24 protein-coding genes, 1 tRNA gene and 1 pseudogene are annotated in these 22409 nt (G+C 56.6%); 15 read left to right on the top strand and 11 right to left on the bottom strand.

Annotation, left to right across the window (positions count from 1 at the left end):
* Positions 1-665 precede the first annotated feature (665 nt).
* Positions 666-1742 carry a serine hydrolase domain-containing protein gene (locus tag AC2FJB_RS13685; RefSeq protein ID WP_496718695.1) on the top strand — a complete coding sequence of 359 codons (1077 nt, stop codon included), beginning with the start codon at positions 666-668 and terminating at the stop codon, positions 1740-1742.
* Positions 1743-1893: 151 nt separating this feature from the next.
* Here AC2FJB_RS13685 and AC2FJB_RS13680 read toward each other — a convergent pair whose 3' ends face one another.
* From AC2FJB_RS13680 to AC2FJB_RS13650, 7 genes and pseudogenes are all read right to left on the bottom strand, one after another.
* A complete protein-coding gene (locus AC2FJB_RS13680) occupies positions 1894-2406 on the bottom strand; it encodes a VOC family protein (protein ID WP_496818489.1) in 513 nt (170 codons plus the stop codon).
* Positions 2407-2424: 18 nt separating this feature from the next.
* A pseudogene (locus AC2FJB_RS13675) lies at positions 2425-2808 on the bottom strand (tyrosine-type recombinase/integrase); the annotation flags it as partial.
* 145 nt (positions 2809-2953) lie between these two features.
* Positions 2954-3085 (bottom strand): hypothetical protein, encoded by a 132-nt coding sequence (locus AC2FJB_RS13670; RefSeq protein WP_496718697.1) that lies wholly within the window; start codon positions 3083-3085, stop codon positions 2954-2956.
* A complete protein-coding gene (locus tag AC2FJB_RS13665) occupies positions 3082-3597 on the bottom strand; it encodes a tyrosine-type recombinase/integrase (protein WP_496718698.1) in 516 nt (171 codons plus the stop codon). Before AC2FJB_RS13665 ends, AC2FJB_RS13670 begins: the two co-directional genes overlap by 4 nt.
* Positions 3557-4294: a tyrosine-type recombinase/integrase gene (locus AC2FJB_RS13660; protein ID WP_496718699.1), complete on the bottom strand. Its 738-nt coding sequence runs from the start codon at positions 4292-4294 to the stop codon at positions 3557-3559. The genes AC2FJB_RS13665 and AC2FJB_RS13660 overlap by 41 nt, the downstream gene beginning before the upstream one ends.
* 155 nt (positions 4295-4449) lie before the next feature.
* Positions 4450-4525 (bottom strand) — tRNA-Ala (locus AC2FJB_RS13655).
* A gap of 143 nt (positions 4526-4668) precedes the next feature.
* Positions 4669-4995 carry a TIGR02300 family protein gene (locus AC2FJB_RS13650; protein WP_299895604.1) on the bottom strand — a complete coding sequence of 109 codons (327 nt, stop codon included), beginning with the start codon at positions 4993-4995 and terminating at the stop codon, positions 4669-4671.
* 100 nt (positions 4996-5095) lie between these two features.
* Here AC2FJB_RS13650 and AC2FJB_RS13645 point away from each other — a divergent pair, with 100 nt between their 5' ends.
* The 3 genes from AC2FJB_RS13645 (at position 5096) to AC2FJB_RS13635 (ending at position 7713) form a co-directional block, all read left to right on the top strand.
* Positions 5096-5791, top strand: coding sequence for a M48 family metallopeptidase (locus tag AC2FJB_RS13645; protein WP_299895601.1), 696 nt, complete (start codon positions 5096-5098; stop codon positions 5789-5791).
* A gap of 30 nt (positions 5792-5821) precedes the next feature.
* Positions 5822-6469: a GntR family transcriptional regulator gene (locus AC2FJB_RS13640; RefSeq protein WP_299637617.1), complete on the top strand. Its 648-nt coding sequence runs from the start codon at positions 5822-5824 to the stop codon at positions 6467-6469.
* A 113-nt stretch (positions 6470-6582) separates the two neighbouring features.
* Positions 6583-7713 (top strand): lytic murein transglycosylase, encoded by a 1131-nt coding sequence (locus AC2FJB_RS13635; RefSeq protein ID WP_496718700.1) that lies wholly within the window; start codon positions 6583-6585, stop codon positions 7711-7713.
* Between the two features lie 3 nt (positions 7714-7716).
* Here AC2FJB_RS13635 and AC2FJB_RS13630 read toward each other — a convergent pair whose 3' ends face one another.
* Both AC2FJB_RS13630 and AC2FJB_RS13625 read right to left on the bottom strand, forming a co-directional pair.
* Positions 7717-8679, bottom strand: coding sequence for an acetyl-CoA carboxylase carboxyltransferase subunit alpha (locus AC2FJB_RS13630; RefSeq protein WP_117872430.1), 963 nt, complete (start codon positions 8677-8679; stop codon positions 7717-7719).
* A gap of 262 nt (positions 8680-8941) precedes the next feature.
* The gene (locus tag AC2FJB_RS13625; RefSeq protein WP_117872432.1) at positions 8942-9538 is read right to left on the bottom strand and encodes a LysE family translocator; all 597 of its coding nucleotides are present in this window, start codon (positions 9536-9538) and stop codon (positions 8942-8944) included.
* 73 nt (positions 9539-9611) lie between these two features.
* On the opposite strand from AC2FJB_RS13625, the gene AC2FJB_RS13620 reads away from it, so the two are divergent.
* Together AC2FJB_RS13620 and AC2FJB_RS13615 are read left to right on the top strand one after the other, a co-directional pair.
* A complete protein-coding gene (locus AC2FJB_RS13620; RefSeq protein WP_496718820.1) occupies positions 9612-10064 on the top strand; it encodes an Lrp/AsnC family transcriptional regulator in 453 nt (150 codons plus the stop codon).
* A gap of 119 nt (positions 10065-10183) precedes the next feature.
* On the top strand, positions 10184-10762 hold the full coding sequence (locus tag AC2FJB_RS13615; protein WP_117872435.1) for a PA14 domain-containing protein: 579 nt from the start codon (positions 10184-10186) through the stop codon (positions 10760-10762).
* A 43-nt stretch (positions 10763-10805) separates the two neighbouring features.
* Here AC2FJB_RS13615 and AC2FJB_RS13610 read toward each other — a convergent pair whose 3' ends face one another.
* Positions 10806-11768, bottom strand: a complete 963-nt coding sequence (locus AC2FJB_RS13610; RefSeq protein ID WP_496718703.1) for an L-malyl-CoA/beta-methylmalyl-CoA lyase — start codon at positions 11766-11768, stop codon at positions 10806-10808.
* 295 nt (positions 11769-12063) lie between these two features.
* On the opposite strand from AC2FJB_RS13610, the gene dgcN reads away from it, so the two are divergent.
* The 3 genes from dgcN to AC2FJB_RS13595 all read left to right on the top strand — a co-directional run bounded on the left by dgcN (position 12064) and on the right by AC2FJB_RS13595 (position 14974).
* Positions 12064-13065 carry an N-acetyltransferase DgcN gene (dgcN, locus tag AC2FJB_RS13605; RefSeq protein ID WP_117872440.1) on the top strand — a complete coding sequence of 334 codons (1002 nt, stop codon included), beginning with the start codon at positions 12064-12066 and terminating at the stop codon, positions 13063-13065.
* Between the two features lie 72 nt (positions 13066-13137).
* Positions 13138-14103: an N-acetyl-D-Glu racemase DgcA gene (dgcA, locus tag AC2FJB_RS13600; protein ID WP_496718704.1), complete on the top strand. Its 966-nt coding sequence runs from the start codon at positions 13138-13140 to the stop codon at positions 14101-14103.
* A gap of 10 nt (positions 14104-14113) precedes the next feature.
* Positions 14114-14974, top strand: coding sequence for a D-amino-acid transaminase (locus AC2FJB_RS13595; RefSeq protein ID WP_496718706.1), 861 nt, complete (start codon positions 14114-14116; stop codon positions 14972-14974).
* A gap of 228 nt (positions 14975-15202) precedes the next feature.
* Here AC2FJB_RS13595 and AC2FJB_RS13590 read toward each other — a convergent pair whose 3' ends face one another.
* Positions 15203-16105, bottom strand: a complete 903-nt coding sequence (locus tag AC2FJB_RS13590; protein WP_496718708.1) for a LysR substrate-binding domain-containing protein — start codon at positions 16103-16105, stop codon at positions 15203-15205.
* A gap of 172 nt (positions 16106-16277) precedes the next feature.
* Between AC2FJB_RS13590 and ugpB the strand changes: the two genes are divergently transcribed.
* From ugpB to AC2FJB_RS13560, 6 genes are all read left to right on the top strand, one after another.
* A complete protein-coding gene (gene ugpB, locus AC2FJB_RS13585) occupies positions 16278-17588 on the top strand; it encodes a sn-glycerol-3-phosphate ABC transporter substrate-binding protein UgpB (RefSeq protein WP_117872449.1) in 1311 nt (436 codons plus the stop codon).
* Between the two features lie 61 nt (positions 17589-17649).
* Complete coding sequence (gene ugpA / locus AC2FJB_RS13580; protein WP_117872451.1) at positions 17650-18531, top strand: sn-glycerol-3-phosphate ABC transporter permease UgpA; 882 nt, start codon at positions 17650-17652, stop codon at positions 18529-18531.
* 20 nt (positions 18532-18551) lie between these two features.
* Positions 18552-19388, top strand: coding sequence for a sn-glycerol-3-phosphate ABC transporter permease UgpE (gene ugpE / locus AC2FJB_RS13575; protein WP_117872982.1), 837 nt, complete (start codon positions 18552-18554; stop codon positions 19386-19388).
* A gap of 3 nt (positions 19389-19391) precedes the next feature.
* Positions 19392-20447: a sn-glycerol-3-phosphate import ATP-binding protein UgpC gene (locus AC2FJB_RS13570; RefSeq protein ID WP_496718709.1), complete on the top strand. Its 1056-nt coding sequence runs from the start codon at positions 19392-19394 to the stop codon at positions 20445-20447.
* Positions 20447-21394, top strand: coding sequence for a glycerophosphodiester phosphodiesterase family protein (locus AC2FJB_RS13565; protein ID WP_496718710.1), 948 nt, complete (start codon positions 20447-20449; stop codon positions 21392-21394). The genes AC2FJB_RS13570 and AC2FJB_RS13565 overlap by 1 nt, the downstream gene beginning before the upstream one ends.
* A 505-nt stretch (positions 21395-21899) precedes the next feature.
* The gene (locus AC2FJB_RS13560) at positions 21900-22349 is read left to right on the top strand and encodes a hypothetical protein (protein WP_162896878.1); all 450 of its coding nucleotides are present in this window, start codon (positions 21900-21902) and stop codon (positions 22347-22349) included.
* The last annotated feature ends 60 nt before the right edge of the window (positions 22350-22409 follow it).

Genomic DNA, 22409 nt, shown 5'->3' with positions numbered 1-22409 from the left:
AAAAGAAATGTGGCGCTAGCCGCTCGTCTGGCATATTGCCAAAGTTGCTAACTGGGCTCCTTGCTGCAGGGCTCGCGACCTTCGTTCTGTTGCCCTTCACCTCGGCCCTTACAGGAACTGTCACGAAAGACCTGTCCCCTATTGTGGAGATGTTACTCGCCCTGCTCTCTGCGCTTGTCGTTTTTTCTTCCACGGCCGCAATAGTACTGAAAGGGTCAACACTTCGGGCCGTCTTCGGCCGAGGATTGACCTCTCTCGGCGCGGCGCTAATCATTTCGCCCGTAGGGATTGCGGTCCTGTTCGCACAATACCTACAAGACTGGGTATCAGTCGTAGCAGACACGTCTATCGAACAGGCGGGAAGAACAGCGGCATCCCTGTTTGGCGGTCTGTTCGCCATCAATGCCCTCGCAATGGGATTGGCTTTAGGATGCTTATCTCTGCTACTTGGGATCAGGCTAATGCAAAAGCGTCCAAAACCACTCTTTTCGCCTTAGGCGAGTGAACTTCCGCTTTGGGCTCGAACCGGTCATTCGCTACAACTTGCTTGAACGTCTACTTTGCGGACTTTGCTGCCATCCAATCTGTCGATACCAATGTCCGCTTCCACGAAAGCGAAGTGCAAGCTAATTTGTCGGCAAGAACAAAACCAAAGAGGATAACTTATGGCCCATCGAGAGAAGCTCGCATTTGTCCTCGCGCTGCCTTTAGTATTGTGTTTCGGTTCCTCAGTGGGTTGGGCTCAAGACATGCAGGAACGGCTTAAAGCTGCAGTCGACGCAAATGAGATAGTCGGCCTCCACGGTGCGGTTGTAGTGCTGGATAGCGACAGAATTGCCGAAGCCTACTTCCCTGGCGAAGACGAGCGATGGGGTACGCCAATTGGTCTCGTCGATCATGGACCCCAGACCTTGCACGATCTTCGCTCTGTTACGAAGTCTGTCGTCGGTTTGCTGTACGGAATCGCGTTGTCAGAAGGTGCTGTGCCACCTGTCGACGCGTCTTTGTTGGACCAGTTCCCAGAATACACAGATTTACGCGACGGGTCAGGACGAGAAGACATCACCGTGGCGGACGCGCTCACATTGCAGATGGGAACACAATGGGATGAAAGCCTGCCATACATCGATCCACGCAACAGCGAAATCGCAATGGAACTGGCCGAAGACCGCTATCGCTTTGTCCTAGACCGTCCAATGGTGGCTGAGCCAGGAACAATTTGGACATATAACGGTGGTGCTGTTGCATTGATAGCAAAGCTGATTGCCGATGGTACTGGACAAGACATCGACCTATTCGCCCAGACCCGTTTGTTTGAGCCCCTTGGTATTGAGAATTATGAGTGGGTGCGTGGCAATGACGGCGTACCATCTGCAGCTTCCGGCTTGAGATTGACCGCCCGAGATCTTGCCAAAATTGGAGTGTTGATTGCCCAAAACGGCGTCTACGATGGTCGCGCAGTCGTACCTGCAACCTGGTTGGATTCGTCGTTTCGTGCAGTCACATCGATCCAGCCAGGATTGGACTATGGGTACTTGTGGTATCTGACTGAGGGCCCGAACGGCGATCCAATTCTTATTGCTGTCGGCAATGGTGGTCAGCGCCTTACCATACAACCAAACGCGGGCTTTGTCGTTTCGACCTTCGCAGGGAACTACAATGATCCCGATGCGTGGCAGACCTCTGTTCGGGTTTTGGTGGAATTTGCCGTACCAGAAGTAGGTAAGCGCCGTCAGCAGTGACTCGGCAGGGCTCGTAAGAGTCGAAAGCAGATGCCTATTAACCATGCAGCATCCGGTAAAAGGGCTCATTGCAGTCATTCGCTGCAACCCTCGCGGAATTCGTCGCAAAAGATAAAGCTGCTGTCAGCCAAGCCTGCTTGAAAGGCAGCCTTTAGCGCTGTTCGGGTTGCCAGAGCTGAACGACATTTCCCTCGGCATCAACGATGTCTTGAACAAAATACTGTCGGAATTTCCATTGCTTTGAGCCTGGGACCGGCTTGCCTCCAACCCTTGGAAGCTTCTCAAGAACATCAGCAATCGAAGTGATGCAGACTATTGGCTTAAGTGGCGTGGCAGAACGAACCACTGGCGGGTCTTCTATCGCGATTTGCGCTGCGATCTTCTGAGGAGCTTGCAAAATGACGAGTTCGGTATCGTCGTTCGAAATGGCGACAAATTCTCCGTCGATACCATCGGTCAGCTTTCCGCCAATCGCAAGATAGAAAGCCTTCAGTTTTTCTAAGTCCTTTGCGTACAACACCGCACCCTTGAGCATTTCGAAGTACCTCCAAGGTCCTGCGTAGCAGACATTAGCCCATGTTGCAGCATTGGTCGCTTTGGGCTCGAAGGCGTCAGTCGGGAAGTACTTGCTGTAGGACCGGTCTGAAAAGACGAACGGCAGCAAAGACCGTTCGTCCACTATTCAGATGTCGATCTTCTCAGCGATGCTCAGCGCATCTTCGAGCTCAACACCTAGGTATCGCACCGTGCTGTCGACCTTGATATGCCCAAGCAAAAGCTGCACAGCGCGCAGATTGCTAGTCTTGCGATAGATCTGCGCTGCTTTTGTGCGTCTCAACGAATGCGTGCCATACCCGCTCGGTTCGAGACCTATGGCGGAAACCCATTCACGCACCAGACGTGCATATTGCCGTGTTGATACATGCGGCCTGTTGTGAAGCCGGCTTGGAAAGAGACAGGCACACCCGCGCATCTTGGAGCTACATACCCAGGTCCAAATGGAGTCACGTGTGTTTTCAGACACCTCGAACTGTACTGGCCGGTTTGTCTTGCTTTGTATAACCGAACACTGTGTGAAGAGATTGGCGTAAGCCGACGGCAACCTGCCCCGAGAAAGGTGCCACCGGACATCCGGCACACGGTCTAACACGAGTTCGGCAATACCCGGGTAGCTCCCATTATGAACATAACTGCCTTGAGTGGTACGCTCGTCAGTCGAGCCTTGCCTGTAAGTCGCGGATGACCGCCCGGGCATCGACCGCCCGAGACCATTCTCCAGATTTCGTGCGTTCGTTCAGACGCTCACGCAACCAGTCGAAGTCTTTGACAACCGTGTCGCTCATACTTTTGCCCCCGCAACCATCGGCATGACGTTAGCGCGGCCCTCCTGCAACTGAACCAGAAACTGCGAATAGGCTTCCATCATTGCGCGTCGCTGGGCGAGGAACGATGTGCGGTCGTATGCGCGGCCATGCAGTTCTTTAGATGCGTGGCTCAACTGCGCCTCCGCCAATTTCTCGTCGAACCCGAGATGCTCGGTCACCAATGTGCGCAGCGTTGCGCGCAGGCCATGTGCGTCAGTCTCTCCATCAAAACCGATCTTGCGGATCATGTTCATTGTAGCGGGTTCAGACACGGGTCCGTTCTCCGATGCAAACACGAACTCGCGGTGGCCGTTGAGCTTGTACATCTCAGCCAGGATATCGATCACTGGGTCCGTCAGGGGAATGGCAATGGTGATGCCCGTCTTGGTGACGGGGTTGTTCCAGACCTTCGCTGACAGGTCGATGTCCGCCCATCGCATCTTGCGCACCTCACCGGCCCTTTGACCTGTATGCGCAATGATCTGCAGCAAAGGCTTTCCCAAGGTCTGATGAGGCCACGCGTCCAGCGCCTGCAGAAACAGCCAGACGCTCTGGTTCAACGATGGCGGGGTGGTGTTTCTTGGGCTGGGGCTTGAAGCGGTCGATCACGTTTGCTCCCGGCACGACAGAGATCAGGCCCTCGGCCTCCGCGTAGCCCAGAACCTGCCGCAGGATGCGAATGACCCGGCGCGCAGTCTCATGGCTCCCACGATCCGCGATCTTGAGCGCAACGGCCTTGATATCGACTGCTGTGATATCCGCGACCTCCACAGTCCCCAGCAGTGGGATAGCATCCTTTTCGATCCGGTTGCGGGCACGGACATAAGTCTTCTCTGCCCAGTGCGGGCGCTCTTCAACCAACCACGCGCGAGCAATCCCGGCGAAGGTGGTGTCCGTTAGGCCCGACCGAGCCTGAACTTCTGCGCGCATCACAGCCACATCGGGGGTGATATTCGTGTCCAGCTGGTTTCTCTGCGCCTCGACGCGCTGGCGCGCATCTTTGAGGCCGACAGAGGGGTAGGAGCCCAATGTCATCTCACGCTGCTTGCCATCGACCCTATAGCGCCAGACCCATGTCTTGCTGCCCCTGGGGTGAACGATCAGGGTCAGTCCACCGCCATCTGTCAGCTTGATCTTCTTGTCGCCGGGTTTCGCAGCCTTGATCTGCTTGTCTGTCAGTTTGGTCATCTTGCATACTTTCTCTCTGGCGAACCCCACACAGACCCCCACAATGGGAATACTGGCAGAGCCCAAGTTTCCTTGGGGATGAGAAAGACTGACACGTCAAAAGCCTTATTTTCAAAGCCGTATGACTGCGAGTGAATTCGAGCTGAGGAGAAAGATGGTGGAGCCTAGGGGAGTCGAACCCCTGACCTCTTGCATGCCATGCAAGCGCTCTCCCAACTGAGCTAAGGCCCCATCATGGTACCGTTGGTGCGGTGGACGGACGTTTAGGAGACAGTGACGACGAGTGCAAGTCCAAAAATGGAATTGAACTCGAATTTCCGCCCGGGCTGCCCGTCAAATGAAAAAGGCGACCCTGGGGTCGCCTTCTTGCGTAATCAGCTTTCGTCTTCCGAAGATATATCGGTAATATCGTCCAGAGAAACGTCATCACTGCTGTCGTCATCGTCGTCCAGCAGATCGTCGTCCAGTTCGACATCGACACTGTCGTCATCGTCCAGGACCAGCTCCTCTCCGGACGCGTTTTCACGCGCTTTGACCGAAGCTGCATCTTCAGCATCCGCCGCGATCATGCGGCTTTTGGATGTTTGAAGCTCCACGATCTCGCCAGTGTAGGGGCTGATGATCGGGTCCTTGTTCAGGTCGTAGAATCGCTTACCGGTGGTCGGGCAAACGCGCTTTACGCCCCATTCTTCCTTGGGCATGTCAAATCCCCTTGATATCAGGTGAGTCGTCTAAATGATTCAGCTCACCTGCCACAGGCAGAGGGCACTGTCAAAGTCTTTGCGCAAGAGAGGTCGCGATATGGGAGAGCACGCATTGCCAGGGACACCACCGGTCCCACTGAGGCTGCGCAAATCCGCCCGGGCGCGGCGCATCAGTTTGCGAATTTCTCAGCTGGACGGGCGGGTTACGTTGACCTATCCGATTGGAGTGCCTGAATCCGAGGCGCTGAGATTCGCACGTACCAAGGAAGAGTGGATTCGCCAGCATTTGCAGGATAGGCCGGAAACGGCCGTGGTGAAGTTTGGACAGAAAGTACCGATTGAAGGCGTTGCCCGGCGAATCGTGCCGGCGGACGGTCGACGTGTTCAGTTGCAGGCGGACGAGGTCGCAGTGCCAAAAGGGGCCGAGGCACGCAGATTGGCCCGGTTTCTGAAGGAACTGGCGCGGGACCGGTTAACCGGTGCGTGCGATGACTATGCGGCAATGCTGGGACGCCCATATACCACGCTTAGCCTGCGCGACACGCGGTCACGCTGGGGGTCATGCAGTTCGCATGGCGGATTGATGTTCTCGTGGCGTCTCATTCTGGCGCCGCCAGACGTACTGCACTATGTGGCTGCACATGAAGTGGCGCATCTTGCCGAGATGAACCACTCGCCCGCATTCTGGGCGCAGGTAGAGAATATCTTCGGCCCCTATCAGCAACCTCGTCGCTGGTTGCGCGACAATGGAGCAGAGTTGCATCGATACAGGTTCGACGCAAAGCCGAGTTGACCTTGCGCTATTTTGTGATCACATAAGCGGATGTTGAGCACACGCCCGTCTGAAACCCAAACTGCCACTCACGACCGGGTGTACCGCGCCCTGAGGTCTCGAATCATGCACGGCGAAATGGCGCCGGGTCAGGCGCTGACCTTGCGTGGTATCGGCAAGGAGTTTGGCGTCTCGATGACCCCGGCGCGAGAGGCCGTACGCCGTCTGGCCGCCGAGGGGGCTTTGTTCCTGTCCAATTCCGGCCGGGTCTCGACGCCCGAATTGACCAACGACCGGATCGAAGAATTGGCAGCGTTGCGCGCGTTGCTGGAAGTCGAATTGGCCAGCCGGGCTCTGCCCAGGGCGCATATTGCGCTGATCGACCGGTTGCAGACCATCAATATGACCGTTGCAGAAACGGTGACCAAGCGGGACGCGGTTGGTTACATCCGGTCAAATCTGGAGTTTCACCGCACCCTGTACCTGCGTGCTCAAGCGCCCGCGATGCTGGCCATTGCCGAAACGGTCTGGCTGCAACTGGGGCCAACGATGAGAGCGCTTTACGGTCGTCTCAGGCGCACTGAACCACCGCATTATCACAAGCTGATCATCGCTGCCCTCAAGGCCGGGGACGAACCGGGCTTGCGCTTGGCGGTCCGCTCGGACGTGACACAGGGGCTGCGCTTGCTGGTGAGCTGAGCGGCATCCCGCCGACCTTTCGGCGCACAAGATAGAGGGGTTCACTGTTCTGGCCTGTTCAGCCCGACTGGGTTACTCTTGAGGCAAATCACAAACAAGAGCAGACCACAGCCATGATCACTCGCCGGACTTTTTCCATTTGCCTTGGATCAACATTGTTGGCCGCCTGCACGGGTGGTGGTGCGCCATCCAGCGCGCCTGCTTCCCGAATGCGGGCAGTTCCCAATGTAGGCTGGGATGCCTGGGTCGCCGGGTTCAAGGGCAGGGCGGCATCGCAGGGAATTTCACAATCCACAATTGACCGCGCTTTTCAGGGCGCAGGGTACCTTCCTGATGTGATCGAGCGCGACCGCAATCAGGTAGAGTTCAAGCGTTCGCTCGAAGATTATCTGGCCATTGCCGCCTCGGACGAGCGGATCAGCACAGGACAGAAGATGCTGCGGCAATATAACGGGATGCTGTCGCAGATCGAGGCGCAGTACGGAGTAGACAAGGAAATCGTCGTTGCAGTGTGGGGGCTGGAAAGCCGCTATGGCGCGCGTCGCGGCGATGTGCCCGTTGTGTCAGCTCTATCAACACTGGCCTATGATGGGCGACGTGGTCAGTTCTTTGAAAGCCAGTTGATCGCGGCGATGAAGATCCTTCAGAACGGCGACACCACGCCTGACAAGATGACCGGCAGCTGGGCCGGTGCGATGGGGCATACGCAGTTCATTCCAACCTCTTACCTCGCTTATGCGGTGGATTTCACCGGCGACGGGCGGCGGGATATCTGGTCGGATGATCCGACGGATTCGCTGGCTTCGACCGCAGCTTATCTGTCGCGTGCAGGCTGGGTGCGGGGGCAGCCCTGGGGGGGCGAGGTCGGAACCGTTTCCGGTACTCCGGTGGCCGTGCTGCAACCGCAGGTACCCGGGCCGCGCATTGCTGTCTTCCGCAATTTTCAGGTCATCAAACGCTACAACAACTCGGACAGCTACGCGATTGGCGTCGGGCATCTGGCGGACAGAATTGCCGGCGGCGCACCGTTTCAGGCCTCGTTCGGGCCAGATGAAAACGGTCTGACATTGGACGACCGCAAGGAATTGCAACGTCGGCTGACATCCGAAGGGTATGATACGAAGGGCGCGGACGGGGTGATCGGCAAAAACACAACGTCAGCCATCAGCGCGTATCAAAGCGCCAATGGCCTTGCTGTCACCGGAGAGCCCTCGGTCGCATTGTTGCGCAGGCTGGGTGGCTGACGGTTACGCCGCCAACCCTTTTGATCCGATATCGAGGAATTTTTGACGGCGGTCCTGAATCAGGGCTGCCGCGTCTTTGCCGTCCAGTTCCGCCAACATGGCGGTAAGTGCCTCGCGGACGGATTTGACAGTTGCAGGACGATCGCGATGCGCACCGCCCTTGGGTTCAGGGATGATCCGGTCACAAACGCCAAGCTTGTGAAGGTCCTGAGCGGTCAGCCGCAGCGCTTCGGCGGCTTCACGCATCTTTTCTGCATCTTTCCACAGGATTGACGCGCAGCCTTCCGGCGAGATCACCGAATAGACCGAATGTTCCAGCATCGCCACGCGGTTGGCGGTGGCAAAGGCCACGGCTCCGCCCGAGCCGCCTTCGCCGATGATGACCGACACCAGGGGCACACCGATCTTCAGGCACATCTCGGTCGACCGGGCAATCGCTTCGGACTGACCGCGTTCCTCGGCGCCTTTGCCGGGATAGGCGCCGGCAGTATCGATCAGGGTGATCACCGGCAGGCCAAACCGCCCGGCCATCTCCATCAGGCGGACCGCCTTGCGATAACCTTCGGGCCGGGCCATGCCGAAATTTCGCTCGATCCGCGATTTGGTGTCGCTGCCTTTTTCATGGCCGATTACCATGACCGGTTGATCGTTGAAACGTGCAAGCCCGCCAATCACGGCCAGATCATCGGCAAAATTGCGATCTCCGGCCAAAGGGGTGAATTCGGTGAACAGGGCATTGACGTAAGCGCTGCAATGCGGGCGTTCCGGGTGTCGGGCGACCTGGCATTTCCGCCAAGGCGTCAGGTCGGCATAAAGCTCACCCAGAAGCTTGGCGGCTTTGGCGTCCAAAGCGGCGGCTTCTTCGGTTACGTCCATCTCTTCGTTGGTGCGGGCCAGCGCACGCAGTTCTTCAGCCTTGCCTTCAATCTCGGCCAGTGGTTTTTCGAAATCCAGATACTGGGTCATGACGCCTCTCAACGCGAAAGTTCCCTGCTATATGGCCTGACGATGCTCCGGATGCAACTCAGCAAGATCTGTGTGTCGAAGATGTTCGATTTCAGGTGGGCGAATAGAAAAACGGATACTGGTGGACACCACCAATAAAGACAGCGTGCTGCGTGCGCAGGCCTGCACCCATGATAGCCTTGCCGCGAAGTCTGACCCTATGATCCACCCGACACCGCGCCCGGGGATGTGCTGGCTGAAACCTGCCTGTCGTTGAAGCAGGTCAACTGGGCCAGAGAACGGGATAGAGTGAGGCCACAAGCAGCACCGCCATTGTCCAGTTGAACACAACCAGCCGGCGCGGGTTCGTCAGCACCCGCGACATCTGCTGACCAAGAAAGGTCCATGTGCTCACCGACGGCAGGTTGACCGCCCCGAAAACCAACGCAACGAGGGCAATTGCATGCAGGGTCTGATTGGGTGTGTAAGCGGTTGTGGCGGTCAGGGCCATGGCCCAGGCTTTGGGGTTCACCCACTGAAAGGCGGCGGCCTGTAGAAACGTCATGGGAGTCCCCGCTGCCAAAGCGCCCCCGGCTGGTGCGGCATGTGCGATCTTCCATGCCAGATACAGCAGATAGATTACCGACACGATCTTCAGCACTGAATGGCTGACCGGATATCGGTCAAAGACCTGAACCAGCCCTGCACCGACCAGCAGCACCATGAGCGTGAAGCCAAGGCCAATGCCCAGCATATGCGGGATCGAACGCCGAAAGCCGAAATTCGCACCCGATGCCATCAGCATCAGATTGTTCGGCCCGGGCGTAATGGATGTCACGAAGGCAAAGGCGATGAGGGCCAGAAGGATGTCGTAAGTCATACTGCGAAGTATCGTCCGACCGGCAGCAAATGAAATTGCTTTTTCGTGCGTGTTTCTGCTATTTCTGCAACTTGTGATGAAGAATGATCAAATAAATCACCAGATATTGCATGAACTGACCGGTGATGGGCGTATCAGCAATCTGGAATTGGCCGAACGGGTCGGGCTGTCGCCTTCCGCCTGCCTGCGTCGCGTTCAAGAGCTTGAGAAAGCCGGCGTGATCACCGGCTATCGTGCGGTTTTGAACCCGGCGTCGATGGGTGTCGGCTTTGTCGCCTACATCGGCGTTGGTCTTGGCGAACACACAAAAGCGGCGCAGGAGGGGTTTGAACGGGCTCTGCAACAAGCCCCCGAAGTGGTCGAATGCCACAACATCACCGGTACGATCGAATACCTGCTGCGCGTCGAATGCGCCGACTTGCCGTCCTACAAGACCTTCCATACCGAGGTGCTGGGAACGCTGCCACATGTTACGTCGATCACTTCCTATGTGGTCATGGGGTCGCCCAAGGATCTGCGTGCGTAACCTCTGAAATTGTGAAGCCGCACTCTCTTGCAGCGCAAATTTTCAGAGCCTAGTGTCACTGTAATGACGTTGCCAGGGGATACGCCCAGCCAAAACGGCACGCAAACAGGGAGATTACGATGAAACTCGTTCGAACAGTGGCGACCGCAGTTGCCATGTCGGTAGTTGCCGGGGCTGCTTTGTCTGCACCGCTGAAACTGCAACCTGCCAATCCACAGCCTTCTCCGAAGGCAGGGTTGAATGTCAAATACATTGGCACAGGCAATCAACACAAGAAGATCCGGGATCTGAGTCAGGCAAAAAGCATGCTGTCTCAGGCAAAGCCCGGAAAGCCGTTGCGTGGGTTGGATTATAGGGACACAAGCAAGGGTGAGGACGTCATGACGTTCGACGAAGCCTACAATGTTGCCGCTGAGGTGACAGGGTATATGCGGTTTAACTCACCGGGCGTTTACGAGCTGGAAACGTGGTCGAATGACGGGATAGAAGCTTGGGTTGGTGGTCAGCAGATCGGCCGCGTAACTGGTATTCAAGGTTGTGAAGCCAATCAACGCACGGAAGTGGAAGTGCCCAAAGCGGGTTGGTATCCGTTGAAGATCGTCTATTTCCAGAAACTGGGAACCTCTTGCCTGATGATGAAGTCAGGAAAGAAGGGTGAGCGCTTCACATGGACGCCCAATGAGGTTTTCGGCCGTTGAAGAGTTTAAAAAGGGCGCTCGGTGGGGCGCCCTTTTTTATGGCTTAGCTGCTCGCCGCAATCAGTTCGGCCTGTGCCACAATGACTTCAGCTTGCTTGATTGAGGCGATGTCGACAAGACGTCCTTTGTAGACGGTCGCGCCTTCACCGTTGGCTTTGGCCTGCTCCATTGCGGCCAGGATTTCGCGGGCCTCGGAAACGGCCTCATCCGACGGGGTAAACACCTGATTGGCCAGTGCGATCTGCTTGGGATGGATCGCCCATTTGCCGACCATACCCAGTGTGGCCGAGCGTTTCGCCTGAGCGATGTACCCTTCATCATCACTGAAATCCCCGAATGGTCCATCCACTGGCAGCACCCCATGGGTGCGGCAGGCCGCAACGATGGCGGCTTGGGCCCAGTGCCAGGGATCGGACCAGTGTTTTTCACCCTCGCGTAGCATGTAATAGTTTTCCTGTGTGCCGCCGATGCCCGTGGTCTGCATTCCCATCGAGGCGGCAAAATCTGCGGCCCCAAGGCTCATGGCCTGCAAACGGGGTGAGGAGGCTGCGATCTCTTCCACATGCGCGATACCGGCAGCGGATTCGATAATGACCTCGAAGTTGATCGGTTTGGTCCGGCCCTTGGCGCGTTCAATGGCGGTGACAAGGGCATCCACGGTATAGACATCTGATGCACAACCGACTTTGGGAATCATGATCTGGTCCAGACGGTCGCCTGCCTGCTCCAACACGTCGACAACGTCACGATACCAATAGGGGGTATCCAATCCGTTGATGCGAACGGACATGTATTTATTGCCCCAATCAACAGTGTTCAGCGCTTCGATGACGTTGGCGCGGGCTACATCCTTGTCCGAAGGCGCAACCGAATCCTCAAGGTCAAGGTTGATCACATCCGCAGCAGAAGCTGCCATTTTCGGGAACAGTTTGGTATTCGACCCCGGACCAAACAGTTGACAGCGATTGGGTCGTGCAGGCGCGGCGGGTTGGATGCGAAAGCTCATCTGGACCTCGTGTGGGTAATGAAGTTGCGATTTTCTCGCCCAATGAGGTATTAAATTGCGCAACTTGGCGCAAGGGAGATTGTGCATCTGCGGCAATGCGGTTGCAGAATGCAAATTTCCAGCAGAAGATGATTGGTGATTAAAGATTAATCAATTTGAAAACTTCGAAGAATTTTGCGTCACCCCGCACTAGGGCGCAAGAACATCGCGCGCTAGCTGTGTTTGACGGAGCAGAACGCGAAACGCTCGTTTTGCCGCTTCACTAGCTTAGGCCGGAATCAAAGGAGTGACCGCAATGATCGAGACACCGTACCTGCTGTTTTTGGGCGATGCGCCCGACCAATTGGCGGCCAAAGTGGCTGTGGGCATCAAGGATTGGCGCCCGGAAAACGCCGTCGGCCAATACCGTATGGACGGCTGCAAGGCCGATCTGGGCCTGACCGATATGACCCTGACAGAGGCGAAAGAGGCCGGTGCAAAAACGCTGGTCATCGGCGTGGCCAACCGTGGGGGCGTGATCAGCCAGGAATGGAAAAAGGTTCTGGTCATGGCACTGGAGGAAGGGTTTGACCTTGCCTCCGGCTTGCACAACCTGTTGCGCGACGAACCTGACCTGGTGGCGGTGGCCGAAGCGACCGGTCAAAAACTGCACGACGTGCGTGTGCCCGAAGTCGATTACCCGATTGCCAACGGGATCAAGCGCAAGGGCAAGCGTTGTCTGGCCGTGGGCACCGATTGTTCGGTCGGCAAGATGTACACCGCAATGGCGATGGATGCTGAAATGCGCAAGCGTGGTATGAAGTCGACCTTCCGCGCAACTGGTCAGACGGGCATCCTGATCACCGGCGATGGTGTGCCGCTGGACGCCGTGGTCGCGGATTTCATGGCGGGCTCGATCGAATGGCTGACACCTGACAACGACGACGATCACTGGGACCTGATCGAAGGCCAGGGCTCATTGTTCCATGTATCCTATTCCGGTGTGACCATGGCACTGATCCACGGCGGCCAGCCGGACGCCCTGATCCTGAGCCATGAACCGACCCGTGAGCACATGCGCGGTCTGCCGACCTATCAGCAACCGTCTTTGGAAACCCTGCGCGACACCGCGCTGGCCCTGGCCAAAGTGGCGAACCCCGATTGTCAGGTCGTCGGCGTTTCCGTCAACACGCAGCACCTGTCCGAAGATGACGCGACGGCGTATCTGGCCAAGATCGAAGCAGACATGGGGCTGCCTGCGACCGATCCGTTCCGCTTTGGTTCAGGCAAGCTGGTGGACGCGCTGGCTGCGATGTGATCTGAGACACGTGCCGGTGGCGGGTTCAACCGCTTCCGGCGTTAGATTTGGAAAAGATGAAGGAGCGGGTGCGTGCGGATAGAGGTCTCTCGCGATGTGTTTCGGCTGGCGCAGGTGTTTACCATCTCGCGCGGGTCACGGACCGAGGCAAAAGTGCTGACGGTTCGGGTGTCGGACGGAACGCATCAGGGCTGGGGTGAATGCGTTCCCTATGCGCGTTATGACGAAACGCTCGAGTCGGTTGAGGCCGAGATTGCCGGCTTGCCTGCGGAGTTCACCCGCCAGTCGCTGATGGACCTACTGCCTGCTGGTGCCGCCCGGAACGCCGTGGATTGCGCCTTGTGGGATCTGGAAAGCAAGCGCGCGGGAAAGCGTGCCTGGGATTTGGCGGGTCTGCCTGTTCCGGGACCAGAGATCACCGCATACACTTTGTCGCTGGACACGCCCGCGGCGATGCAGGCCCAGGCGGCCGAGAACGCGCATCGCCCGCTTCTGAAAATCAAACTGGGCACCTCAGATGACATGCCGCGGCTTGAGGCGGTGCGGGCCGGTGCTCCGAATGCCAAGATCATCGTGGATGCGAACGAAGGCTGGTCGGCCGAGGTTTACGCCGACCTCGCCCCTCATCTGGTACGTTTGGGCGTGGCACTGGTCGAGCAACCCTTGCCCGCCGGAGACGACGACGCATTGATCGGAATGGACCGCCCGGTGCCCGTCTGCGCCGACGAGTCCTGCCATGATCGCGCCAGCCTGTCCGGTCTGATGGGCAAATACGATGTCATCAACATCAAACTCGACAAGACCGGTGGCCTGACCGAGGCACTGGAACTTCGCAAAGCCGCAATCGCGGAAGGGTATGACATCATGGTCGGCTGTATGGTTGGCAGCTCGCTTGCCATGGCGCCCGCGACACTGTTGGCGCAGGGTGCGATGGTGACGGACCTTGACGGCCCGCTTCTGTTGGCCGAAGACCGCGACACCCCGCTGATTTTTGACGACGCCGGAGTTCACCCGCCAGAAGCGGCGCTCTGGGGCTGAGGAGACAAACATGACCCGAACCGTATACGTAAATGGCGAATACCTGCCCGAGACCGAGGCCAAGGTATCCATCTTTGACCGTGGCTTCCTGTTTGCTGATGCGGTTTACGAAGTGACCAGTGTTTTGGATGGCAAGCTGATTGATTTCGAAGGTCACGCCGTGCGCCTGAAGCGGTCTCTGGATGAGCTGGAGATGGCCGAGCCCTGCACCAAGGAAGAGCTGCTGGAGATCCACCGCAAGCTGGTTGATCTGAACGGCATCGAAGAGGGCCTGGTCTACCTGCAGGTCTCGCGCGGCAGTGACGGTGACCGGGATTTTGTCTTCCCTTCGGCAGATACCAACCCCAGCCTCGTTCTGTTCACGCAGAACAAGCCCGGGCTGGCTGACAGTCCGGCAGCACAGAAAGGTGCCAGGATCATCTCGATCGAGGACATCCGCTGGGGCCGCCGCGACATCAAAACCGTGCAGCTGCTTTACCCTTCGATGGGCAAGATGATGGCCAAGAAAGCGGGCTGTGATGATGCATGGCTGGTCGAAGACGGCTTTGTGACCGAAGGCACTAGCAACAACGCCTATTTCGTCAAGAACGGCAAGATCGTGACCCGCCCGCTGTCCAACGACATCCTGCACGGGATCACCCGCAAGGCCGTGCTGCGCCTGGCGGCCGAAGCGCAGATGGAAGTTGAAGAACGTCTGTTTACCATCGACGAAGCCAGGGAGGCTGACGAGGCGTTCACAACCTCGGCCAGCGCATTCGTGATGCCCGTCGTGGAAATCGACGGAGTCGCGCTGGGTGATGGTACACCCGGGCCGATTGCCAAACGCCTTCGTGAAATTTACCTGGATGAAAGCCGAAAGGCCGCGATCTGAAGAAACACCACGTCGGACGGCGTTGCGGTAAACTGCTGCGGCGCCGTGCCAATATCAGTCGGATCCGGGGGCAGGACAGGGAGTTTCGCTGTAGGTCTCGCCGAGCATGAGCAGATCATATGCGACTTTCGGCCAAAAAACAGGTCACTTGCGAAGTTGAGCCGGGACACCGGTCTTAACTGTCGAACCAGTTCCAGCTTTGTCACAAGAATATGGTTGAAGGTGGGGTTACCCGACTTTGAAAGGGCTCAGGCTTTCCTGAAACTGTTCAATGAATTCAAGGGTCACCAACGACGGTTGCTTCAATATTGGGCGTACCAACGAGAGAGTATGTGTCAGCAATGGCCTGAATGGCCGATAACTCAATCCGCGTGAGGTGTATTGGACGGCATCCAGTTCGCTTACGACCGAGACACCGGCGCCTTTCAGCGCCAATTCACATGCCGCTGTGAACTGCCTGACCTCGATATGCGAGTTCAATTCGACATTGGCATTTTGAAACACTTTCGAAAGCCGCCCGAAAAAGTCGCTGTCGCGTCGGGTGTGGATGATTTTGCTGTGTGCAAGATCCACCGGGGTAACTTCGGAAAGGCCTTCCAACTCGTGCCCGGAGGGGAACACGCACACCGTGCGAACGTCGATGTTCCTGCTTTCTACCGCCGGATGACCGTGAAAACTGTCTGTGATTCCGAAATCATACTGCTCGCCAATCATCCATTCGAGAATGCGTTCAGGTCGGTCAGGCTCGATCGTCAGGGTGACACCGGGCCGATCCTTCAAGAAGCTGGCGACGACTTTGGGCAAATGGCTGGTGGCAAATCCAGGTAGGCAGGCGACACGGATGTGCCCTGCTTTGCGTTGTGTGATATCCTGGCTGACATCCGAGATTTGCCTCATGAGTTCGAGAACGCGCTCGACGCTGGGCAAGAGGTAACGAACCTCCTGCGTTGGCATCAATCGGCCCTCCCGGCGATCAAAAAGCTGAAACCCAAGCGATTTTTCTAGATCAGACAGCAGCCTGCTGACAGCTGGCTGGGTCACTCCAAGATCGGTCGCAGCGGCTGTTACAGACCCGTTTTTGGTCACGGCCATTAGGGCCTCCAATTGCCGCACTCTCAGAATTTGACTCATTGTTGATCCCTAGCAACCACGCCAAGTCATAACACTATGTTATTTTTTCACCAAGTAGATAGGCCTTGAATTATATTTCTGTAACGCTAACGTCGTGAAATCGTCATGTGTGCCGTTTACGCGTTGTGGTCGGTATTCAACGAAGCATCAAACCTGATGCATGGGAGGAATCATGAAAAAGAATTTGCTTGGCGCTCTTGCCATCACCACGGCCTTGTCCCCCTTGGCGGCAATGGCGCAAACCGAAGTTCAGTTCTGGCATGCCTTCACCGGTCGCCTTGGTGAGCTTGTCAAAGGACAGGTTGAAGAATTCAACGCCAGTCAGGATGACTTTGTCGTGGTTGAAAGCCACAAGGGCAACTACTCGGAAACCCTGAATGCTGGCATTGCTGCATTCCGTGCCGGTGAACAGCCAAATATCCTGATGGTATTCGAAGTCGGCACGGCGACAATGATGTCAGCCGAAGGTGCGATCAAGCCGGTCTATGAAGTGATGGCGGAAAGCGGCGCGTCATTTGATCCCGATGCATATATAGGCGCAGTTAAAGGGTATTATACGACGACAGACGGAGAGATGCTGTCTCTTCCTTTCAACTCCTCGACGCCAGTGCTGTGGGTTAACCGCGATGCCATGGAAGCCGCTGGCGTTGATCCGGACACGGATCTGTCCACATGGGAAAAAGTTGGCGAGGTCCTTGAACAGCTGAAGGCGGGTGGCGAGGATTGCCCGCTGGTGACAGCATGGCAAAGCTGGATTCACCTTGAGAACCTGTCAGCCTATCACGACGTTCCGTTTGCATCCCAGGACAACGGTTTTGCTGGTCTGGATACCGAGCTTATGCTGAACGGTCCGGTGCAGGTTGCACATCTGACCGCAATGGGTGACTGGGCCCAGGACGGCAAGTTCATCTACACTGGCCGCAGAAACGAAGGCGGTGCGAACTTCCGGTCAGGCGAGTGCGCATTGTTCACTGAAAGTTCGGCCGGGTACGCTGGCATCAAGGCAGAGGCCGAGTTCGACTTCGACGTGCGTCCGCTGCCCTATTGGGAATCCGTCACCGGTGAGCCGCAAAACACCATCATCGGCGGCGCGTCTCTTTGGGTAATGGCGGGTCATGAGCCCGAAGAATACCGAGGCGTCGGCGAGTTCCTGAGCTTCCTGTCCTCGTCGGATGTGCAGGCGGCGTGGCATCAGAACACCGGTTATCTTCCGATTACCGTCGAAGCCGGCGAAGCCACCCGTGCGGCAGGTTTTTATGACGAAAACCCGGGCACCGACATCGCGGTGATCCAGATGACCGCGAAAGAGCCGACCGCAAACTCGAAAGGCTTGCGTCTGGGTTCGTTCGACCAGATTCGCGGCATCATCGACGAAGAGCTTGAAGCGATCTGGTCCGGTGAGAAAACAGCTCAGGAAGCGATGGACAGCGCGAAGGAACGCGGCGATGCGTTGCTGCGCCGTTTCGAATCCGCCAATCAATAAGTCGTAACTTCATGCGGGCCTTTTCAGGGCCCGCATTTTCTTTCTTCGGTGGGTTTTCAGGATGGAAAAACGCGTCACCTTTCGCGGCTGGCTGTTGCCATTGGCTCTGATTGCCCCTCAGGTCATCATTTCCGCCGTCTTCTTCTTCTATCCCGCCGGTCAGGCCATATGGCAGTCACTGTTCATACCTGATCCGTTCGGGTTGTCGTCCCAGTTCGTGGGGCTGGGCAACTTTGAATTCCTACTGAGTGACAAGTTTTATCGCGCCTCTTTCGTGACAACGGCAGTGTTTTCCACGCTGGTTACGCTGTGCTCGATGATCCCTGCCTTGTTTCTTGCGGTCATTGCGGATCGATTGATCAAAGGGTCCGGGGTCTATCGGACTTTGCTGATCTGGCCCTACGCTGTCGCTCCTGCCGTTGCGGGTGTTTTGTGGCTGTTCATGTTCAACACGCGCGTCGGCGTCGTGTCATGGTATCTCAGCCAGCTTGGTTATGACTGGAACCACGTTCTGAACGGCACCGAAGCTATGGGGCTGGTGGTCGTTGCCTCCGCCTGGGGGCGCATAAGCTATAACTTCCTGTTCTTTTTCGCTGCCCTGCAATCCGTTCCTAGATCCGTGATCGAGGCGGCGGCGATTGACGGCGCGCATTTCTGGCGCCGGTTCTTTACGATCGTGCTGCCGTTGCTGTCGCCGACGGCGTTCTTCTTGCTGGTGGTGAACGTCGTTTATGCCTTTTTCGAAACCTTTGGCGTGATCCACACAATCACCGGTGGCGGGCCGCAACAATCGACGACAATTCTTGTCTACAAGGTTTTCTCAGATGGGTTTGTGGGACAGGACCTCGGCTCGTCTTCGGCGCAATCGGTCATCCTGTTGATCGTCGTTGGTCTGTTGACGGTCATCCAGTTCAAATACGTGGAAAAGCGGGTGCATTACTGATGGCGTCCCAACAACACGGAATGGTCGAAAAACGCGGCGCGGGCATCTGGTTGTCCCATGCTTTGATGATCCTCGGTGTCCTGATCATATTTTTCCCCATATGGCTTGCCTTTGTGGCCTCGACCGTGACCCAGGCCGAGATCGTCTCACCGCCGATGCCAGTTGTGCCCGGCGATCAGTTCTGGGTGAACTACAAAGCGGCGCTGTTCTCGGGGGTAAACGTGCCCGTGGCAACGATGCTGTTCAACAGTCTGGTGATGGCGATTGGTATTGCAGTGGGAAAAATCGCCATCTCGTTGCTGTCGGCTTTTGCAATCGTTTATTTTCGGTTTCCAGGGCGAACGACGTTCTTTTGGTTGATCTTCCTGACGCTCATGCTGCCGGTCGAAGTCCGCATTGTTCCGACGTTCGAAGTTGTCGCCGGATTCGGTATGCTCAACAGCTATTACGGGCTGATCTTTCCTCTGATCGCCTCAGCCACGGCAACCTTCCTGTTCCGTCAGTTCTTTTTGACGATCCCGGATGAGCTGGCCGAAGCCGCCCGGGTGGACGGGGCCCGCCCGATGCGATTCTTTATTGATATTGTGGTGCCGATGAGCCGGACCAACATCGCGGCGCTGTTCGTGATCCTGTTTATCTATGGCTGGAACCAGTACCTTTGGCCGCTGCTGATCACGACTGATCCCGAGATGAATACCATCGTGATGGGTATCAAACAGATGTTTCCGTCCGGCGACGACTTTGCGCATTGGCCGACGATCATGGCGACGTCCATTCTGGCGATGATCCCGCCGGTCATTGTGGTGGTTTCGATGCAAAAGCTCTTTGTCCGAGGCCTTGTCGATAGTGAGAAGTAAGAAATGGCAACAGTTACCTTAGAGAATGTCAAAAAGAGCTTTGGCCCGACGGATGTGATCCACGGTGTTGATGTCGATATCGCCGATGGAGAGTTCATCGTGATCGTCGGCCCGTCAGGCTGTGGTAAATCAACGTTGTTGCGGATGGTGGCGGGGCTGGAAACGGTCACGTCCGGGGAAATCTGGATCGGCGGTGAGCGCGCCAATGACAAAGAGCCGATGGATCGCGACATTGCGATGGTGTTCCAGAACTACGCGCTCTATCCGCACATGTCCGTGCGTCAGAACATGGGATATGGCCTGAAGATCGCTGGATTACCCAAGGCTCAGATCGATCAAAAGGTGACCCAGGCGGCAAAACTGTTGCAGCTCGAACCTTTGCTGGATCGCAAACCCAGGCAGTTATCAGGCGGTCAGCGTCAGAGGGTGGCGATGGGGCGGGCCATTGTCCGCGAGCCTGAGGTTTTCCTGTTTGACGAGCCACTCTCGAACCTCGACGCCAAGCTTCGTGTTCAGATGCGTCTGGAAATACGCGAGCTTCAGGAAAAGCTGGGGATCACGTCACTTTACGTTACGCACGACCAAGTCGAAGCAATGACAATGGCCGACAGAATGATCGTGATGAATGGCGGTATTGCCGAGCAGATCGGCACGCCGCTGGAAGTCTATGAAACCCCGCGAACGCTGTTCGCCGCGCAATTCATCGGCAGCCCGGCGATGAACATTTTTGAAGCGCGGCGCGAAAACGGGACCATCAAGATCGGAGAAATCGAAGTCGGACCCTCTCAGGGTGCAGACAGCGCCGTGAAGCTTGGCATAAGACCAGAGCATCTGGTGTTGAATGACAATGGCCCACTTGAAGCGGCGATTCAGATAGCTGAACCGCTTGGGGCCAATACGTTGCTGCACGGTCACCTGTCTGGCACTGCAAGCGCGATCACGGCGAGCCTTCCCGGCGTCCACCCGATCGAGGGACGCCACCCGGTTATGCAGTTCTCGGTCGCACCAGAGAACATGCATTTGTTTGACCACGTGACGGGCAAAAGGCTGGAAGGTTGATGGTGTTTCAGCAGGTTGAAGCCTTTCGTGGCGGTGAAAACCTGATCCGGGTTGTTGGCCATCGGGGGGCACGAGGTGTGTTACCTGAAAACAGCATGGTGGGCTTCGACTTTGCGCTCTCCATTGGTGTCCCGCTTCTTGAGTTTGACGTTGTCCTGACTGCCGATAATGTGCCGGTCATAACGCACAATCATCGCCTGCACGCAGCGAGCTTTCGCGATTCCAATGGCCTGTTTCTGATCGGAGAAGAGCCGAAGGTTTCCGCACTGACTTACGAGCAACTCCGGCAATTTGATATCGGGCGTTTGGACGGGCAATCCGCCTATGGCCAACGCTTCCCGGACCAGGCCCAAATAGATGGCGTTCGTGTTCCAAAGTTGTTGGATCTGCTCGATTTGGTCGATGACCCAAAAAACAGTGATGCCTATCTGATGCTCGAACTGAAGTCGGATCCCGACCTGGCCCATGATGCGCTATACAGGGAGAAATTTGTCGGGAGAGTTCTTCAGGACGTTCGCGGCAAAGGTTTATCTTCGCGCGCGGTCCTGCACAGTTTCGATTGGAATCTCTTGGAGGAATGTCAGCGGCAAGCTCCGGATATGCCGTCATCCTATCTGACGCAACTTCCGGAAAACGCCGACGATGTTGGTGAAGATTCCTCAAAATCCGTTTGCCCGGACTTTCGTGGTCGCCGCGATGAGATTCCAGACTTGGTAAAGCAAGCTGGCGGTTCGCTTTGGTGCCCATATTTTGCGGATGTGACGACTGAAAACGTGACGCGAGCAAAAGAGTTGGGCTTGTGCGTCGCCGTGTGGACGGTCAATGAGCACGAAGAGATAGGCAGGATGATAGACCTGCGCGTGGACGCAATCGTATCCGACTACCCCGGGCGGGTTCAAAGACAACTGTCGGACTCTGGCTTCGGTTGGCGCGCAGGGCATCGGTGATCCCGGCGCCCTGAGGGTGACGTGGATGAATTTCTTTCGCCATTTGAAAATTGCCTCAAACAAAGGCCCTTCAGCCCGTTGACGCACGGGACCAGCACGTTTTTACGGCATGACCCAATGAGAGCCTATTCTCAGGAAACCGTTCTTGGGCGCGGTTGACGGAAGTCCGGAATTCCGGAACGAATGCCCAATCGCTGACCTCACTGTTCTGAGCATTGCGCTTGCGGATGTCGGGACCGTGTACTGCGCCTTCGGTCGATGAAGAATAATTGATACCTGCGTAACAATATTCTCAATGCCGTTAGGTATTTCTGGCACCGAGGCTCGGCAATCGCGCTGGCCACAACCGTCATCGACTGGCCGTAAAGCCTGACGGATGGCGCCAAATGCTGAGTCACATTAACAACAATCTTGTGATTGCTGCAGTTCCGTCTCTTTTCCGCCGGAATTTGTGCTGATAAGGGTAAAGTTAAGTGTTGGGGTGGTAGTAAGTGCGAGTGGGCAGATGAGAGCCGGAACAAACGGTCAAATAGCTATTTCCTGGTGTCAGACGGAAATTGACGGGCTTGAAGATGCGCCCCTTTCCTCTTTGATGATTGGAGCATCATGGTCATGGCGTGGACAAGCAATCGTCCTGAGCGAGGCTGTGGAGCAAAGCATTGGAAAAATGGGGAATGCCGGGGGCGTTGCGACCCACGTGAACAGCCACTTTCCAATTGTCCGTGAGGTTTCAGGCCTTGTGTCAGGCATTCTTACCTTTACCAACGGTGCGCAGAAGTTCTCTGCCAGGCTTGTTGTCGATGGCAAGGATACGTCGCGGACTCTCGTGTTTGACGGCGCTTGCCCGCCACGGGATGAAGAGTTCTGGATTGTCGAAGTGACAGAGCTTGCGGCGATCCCGAACCCGCCATTGAAAAGTGACGCGACAGTAGTCTCTTTCCCGATCTCAAATTAGAGTTTCAAGGCAGCGCTACGCGGATTCGACGCTGCGTCGGTCCCGATGTCTGTCTGCCCT

This window comes from Ruegeria sp. CDSC085, assembly GCF_059610465.1.
This window is presented reverse-complemented; position numbering and strand designations above follow the sequence as displayed.

Bases quoted from the DNA above. Each gene is read 5' to 3' on its own strand.
- AC2FJB_RS13625 (WP_117872432.1), bottom strand. From the start codon at position 9,538: ATGACTTACGACATCCTTCTGGCCCTCATCGCCTTTGCCTTCGTGACA.
- AC2FJB_RS13570 (WP_496718709.1), top strand. From the start codon at position 19,392: ATGGCAACAGTTACCTTAGAGAATGTCAAAAAGAGCTTTGGCCCGACG.
- AC2FJB_RS13590 (WP_496718708.1), bottom strand. From the start codon at position 16,105: ATGAGTCAAATTCTGAGAGTGCGGCAATTGGAGGCCCTAATGGCCGTG.
- AC2FJB_RS13610 (WP_496718703.1), bottom strand. From the start codon at position 11,768: ATGAGCTTTCGCATCCAACCCGCCGCGCCTGCACGACCCAATCGCTGT.
- AC2FJB_RS13595 (WP_496718706.1), top strand. From the start codon at position 14,114: ATGACCCGAACCGTATACGTAAATGGCGAATACCTGCCCGAGACCGAG.
- AC2FJB_RS13650 (WP_299895604.1), bottom strand. From the start codon at position 4,995: ATGCCCAAGGAAGAATGGGGCGTAAAGCGCGTTTGCCCGACCACCGGT.
- AC2FJB_RS13660 (WP_496718699.1), bottom strand. From the start codon at position 4,294: ATGACCAAACTGACAGACAAGCAGATCAAGGCTGCGAAACCCGGCGAC.
- AC2FJB_RS13630 (WP_117872430.1), bottom strand. From the start codon at position 8,679: ATGACCCAGTATCTGGATTTCGAAAAACCACTGGCCGAGATTGAAGGC.
- AC2FJB_RS13615 (WP_117872435.1), top strand. From the start codon at position 10,184: ATGAAACTCGTTCGAACAGTGGCGACCGCAGTTGCCATGTCGGTAGTT.
- AC2FJB_RS13645 (WP_299895601.1), top strand. From the start codon at position 5,096: ATGGGAGAGCACGCATTGCCAGGGACACCACCGGTCCCACTGAGGCTG.
- AC2FJB_RS13640 (WP_299637617.1), top strand. From the start codon at position 5,822: ATGTTGAGCACACGCCCGTCTGAAACCCAAACTGCCACTCACGACCGG.
- AC2FJB_RS13565 (WP_496718710.1), top strand. From the start codon at position 20,447: ATGGTGTTTCAGCAGGTTGAAGCCTTTCGTGGCGGTGAAAACCTGATC.
- ugpA (WP_117872451.1), top strand. From the start codon at position 17,650: ATGGAAAAACGCGTCACCTTTCGCGGCTGGCTGTTGCCATTGGCTCTG.
- AC2FJB_RS13635 (WP_496718700.1), top strand. From the start codon at position 6,583: ATGATCACTCGCCGGACTTTTTCCATTTGCCTTGGATCAACATTGTTG.
- AC2FJB_RS13560 (WP_162896878.1), top strand. From the start codon at position 21,900: ATGAGAGCCGGAACAAACGGTCAAATAGCTATTTCCTGGTGTCAGACG.
- ugpE (WP_117872982.1), top strand. From the start codon at position 18,552: ATGGTCGAAAAACGCGGCGCGGGCATCTGGTTGTCCCATGCTTTGATG.
- AC2FJB_RS13685 (WP_496718695.1), top strand. From the start codon at position 666: ATGGCCCATCGAGAGAAGCTCGCATTTGTCCTCGCGCTGCCTTTAGTA.
- AC2FJB_RS13670 (WP_496718697.1), bottom strand. From the start codon at position 3,085: ATGAGCGACACGGTTGTCAAAGACTTCGACTGGTTGCGTGAGCGTCTG.
- ugpB (WP_117872449.1), top strand. From the start codon at position 16,278: ATGAAAAAGAATTTGCTTGGCGCTCTTGCCATCACCACGGCCTTGTCC.
- dgcN (WP_117872440.1), top strand. From the start codon at position 12,064: ATGATCGAGACACCGTACCTGCTGTTTTTGGGCGATGCGCCCGACCAA.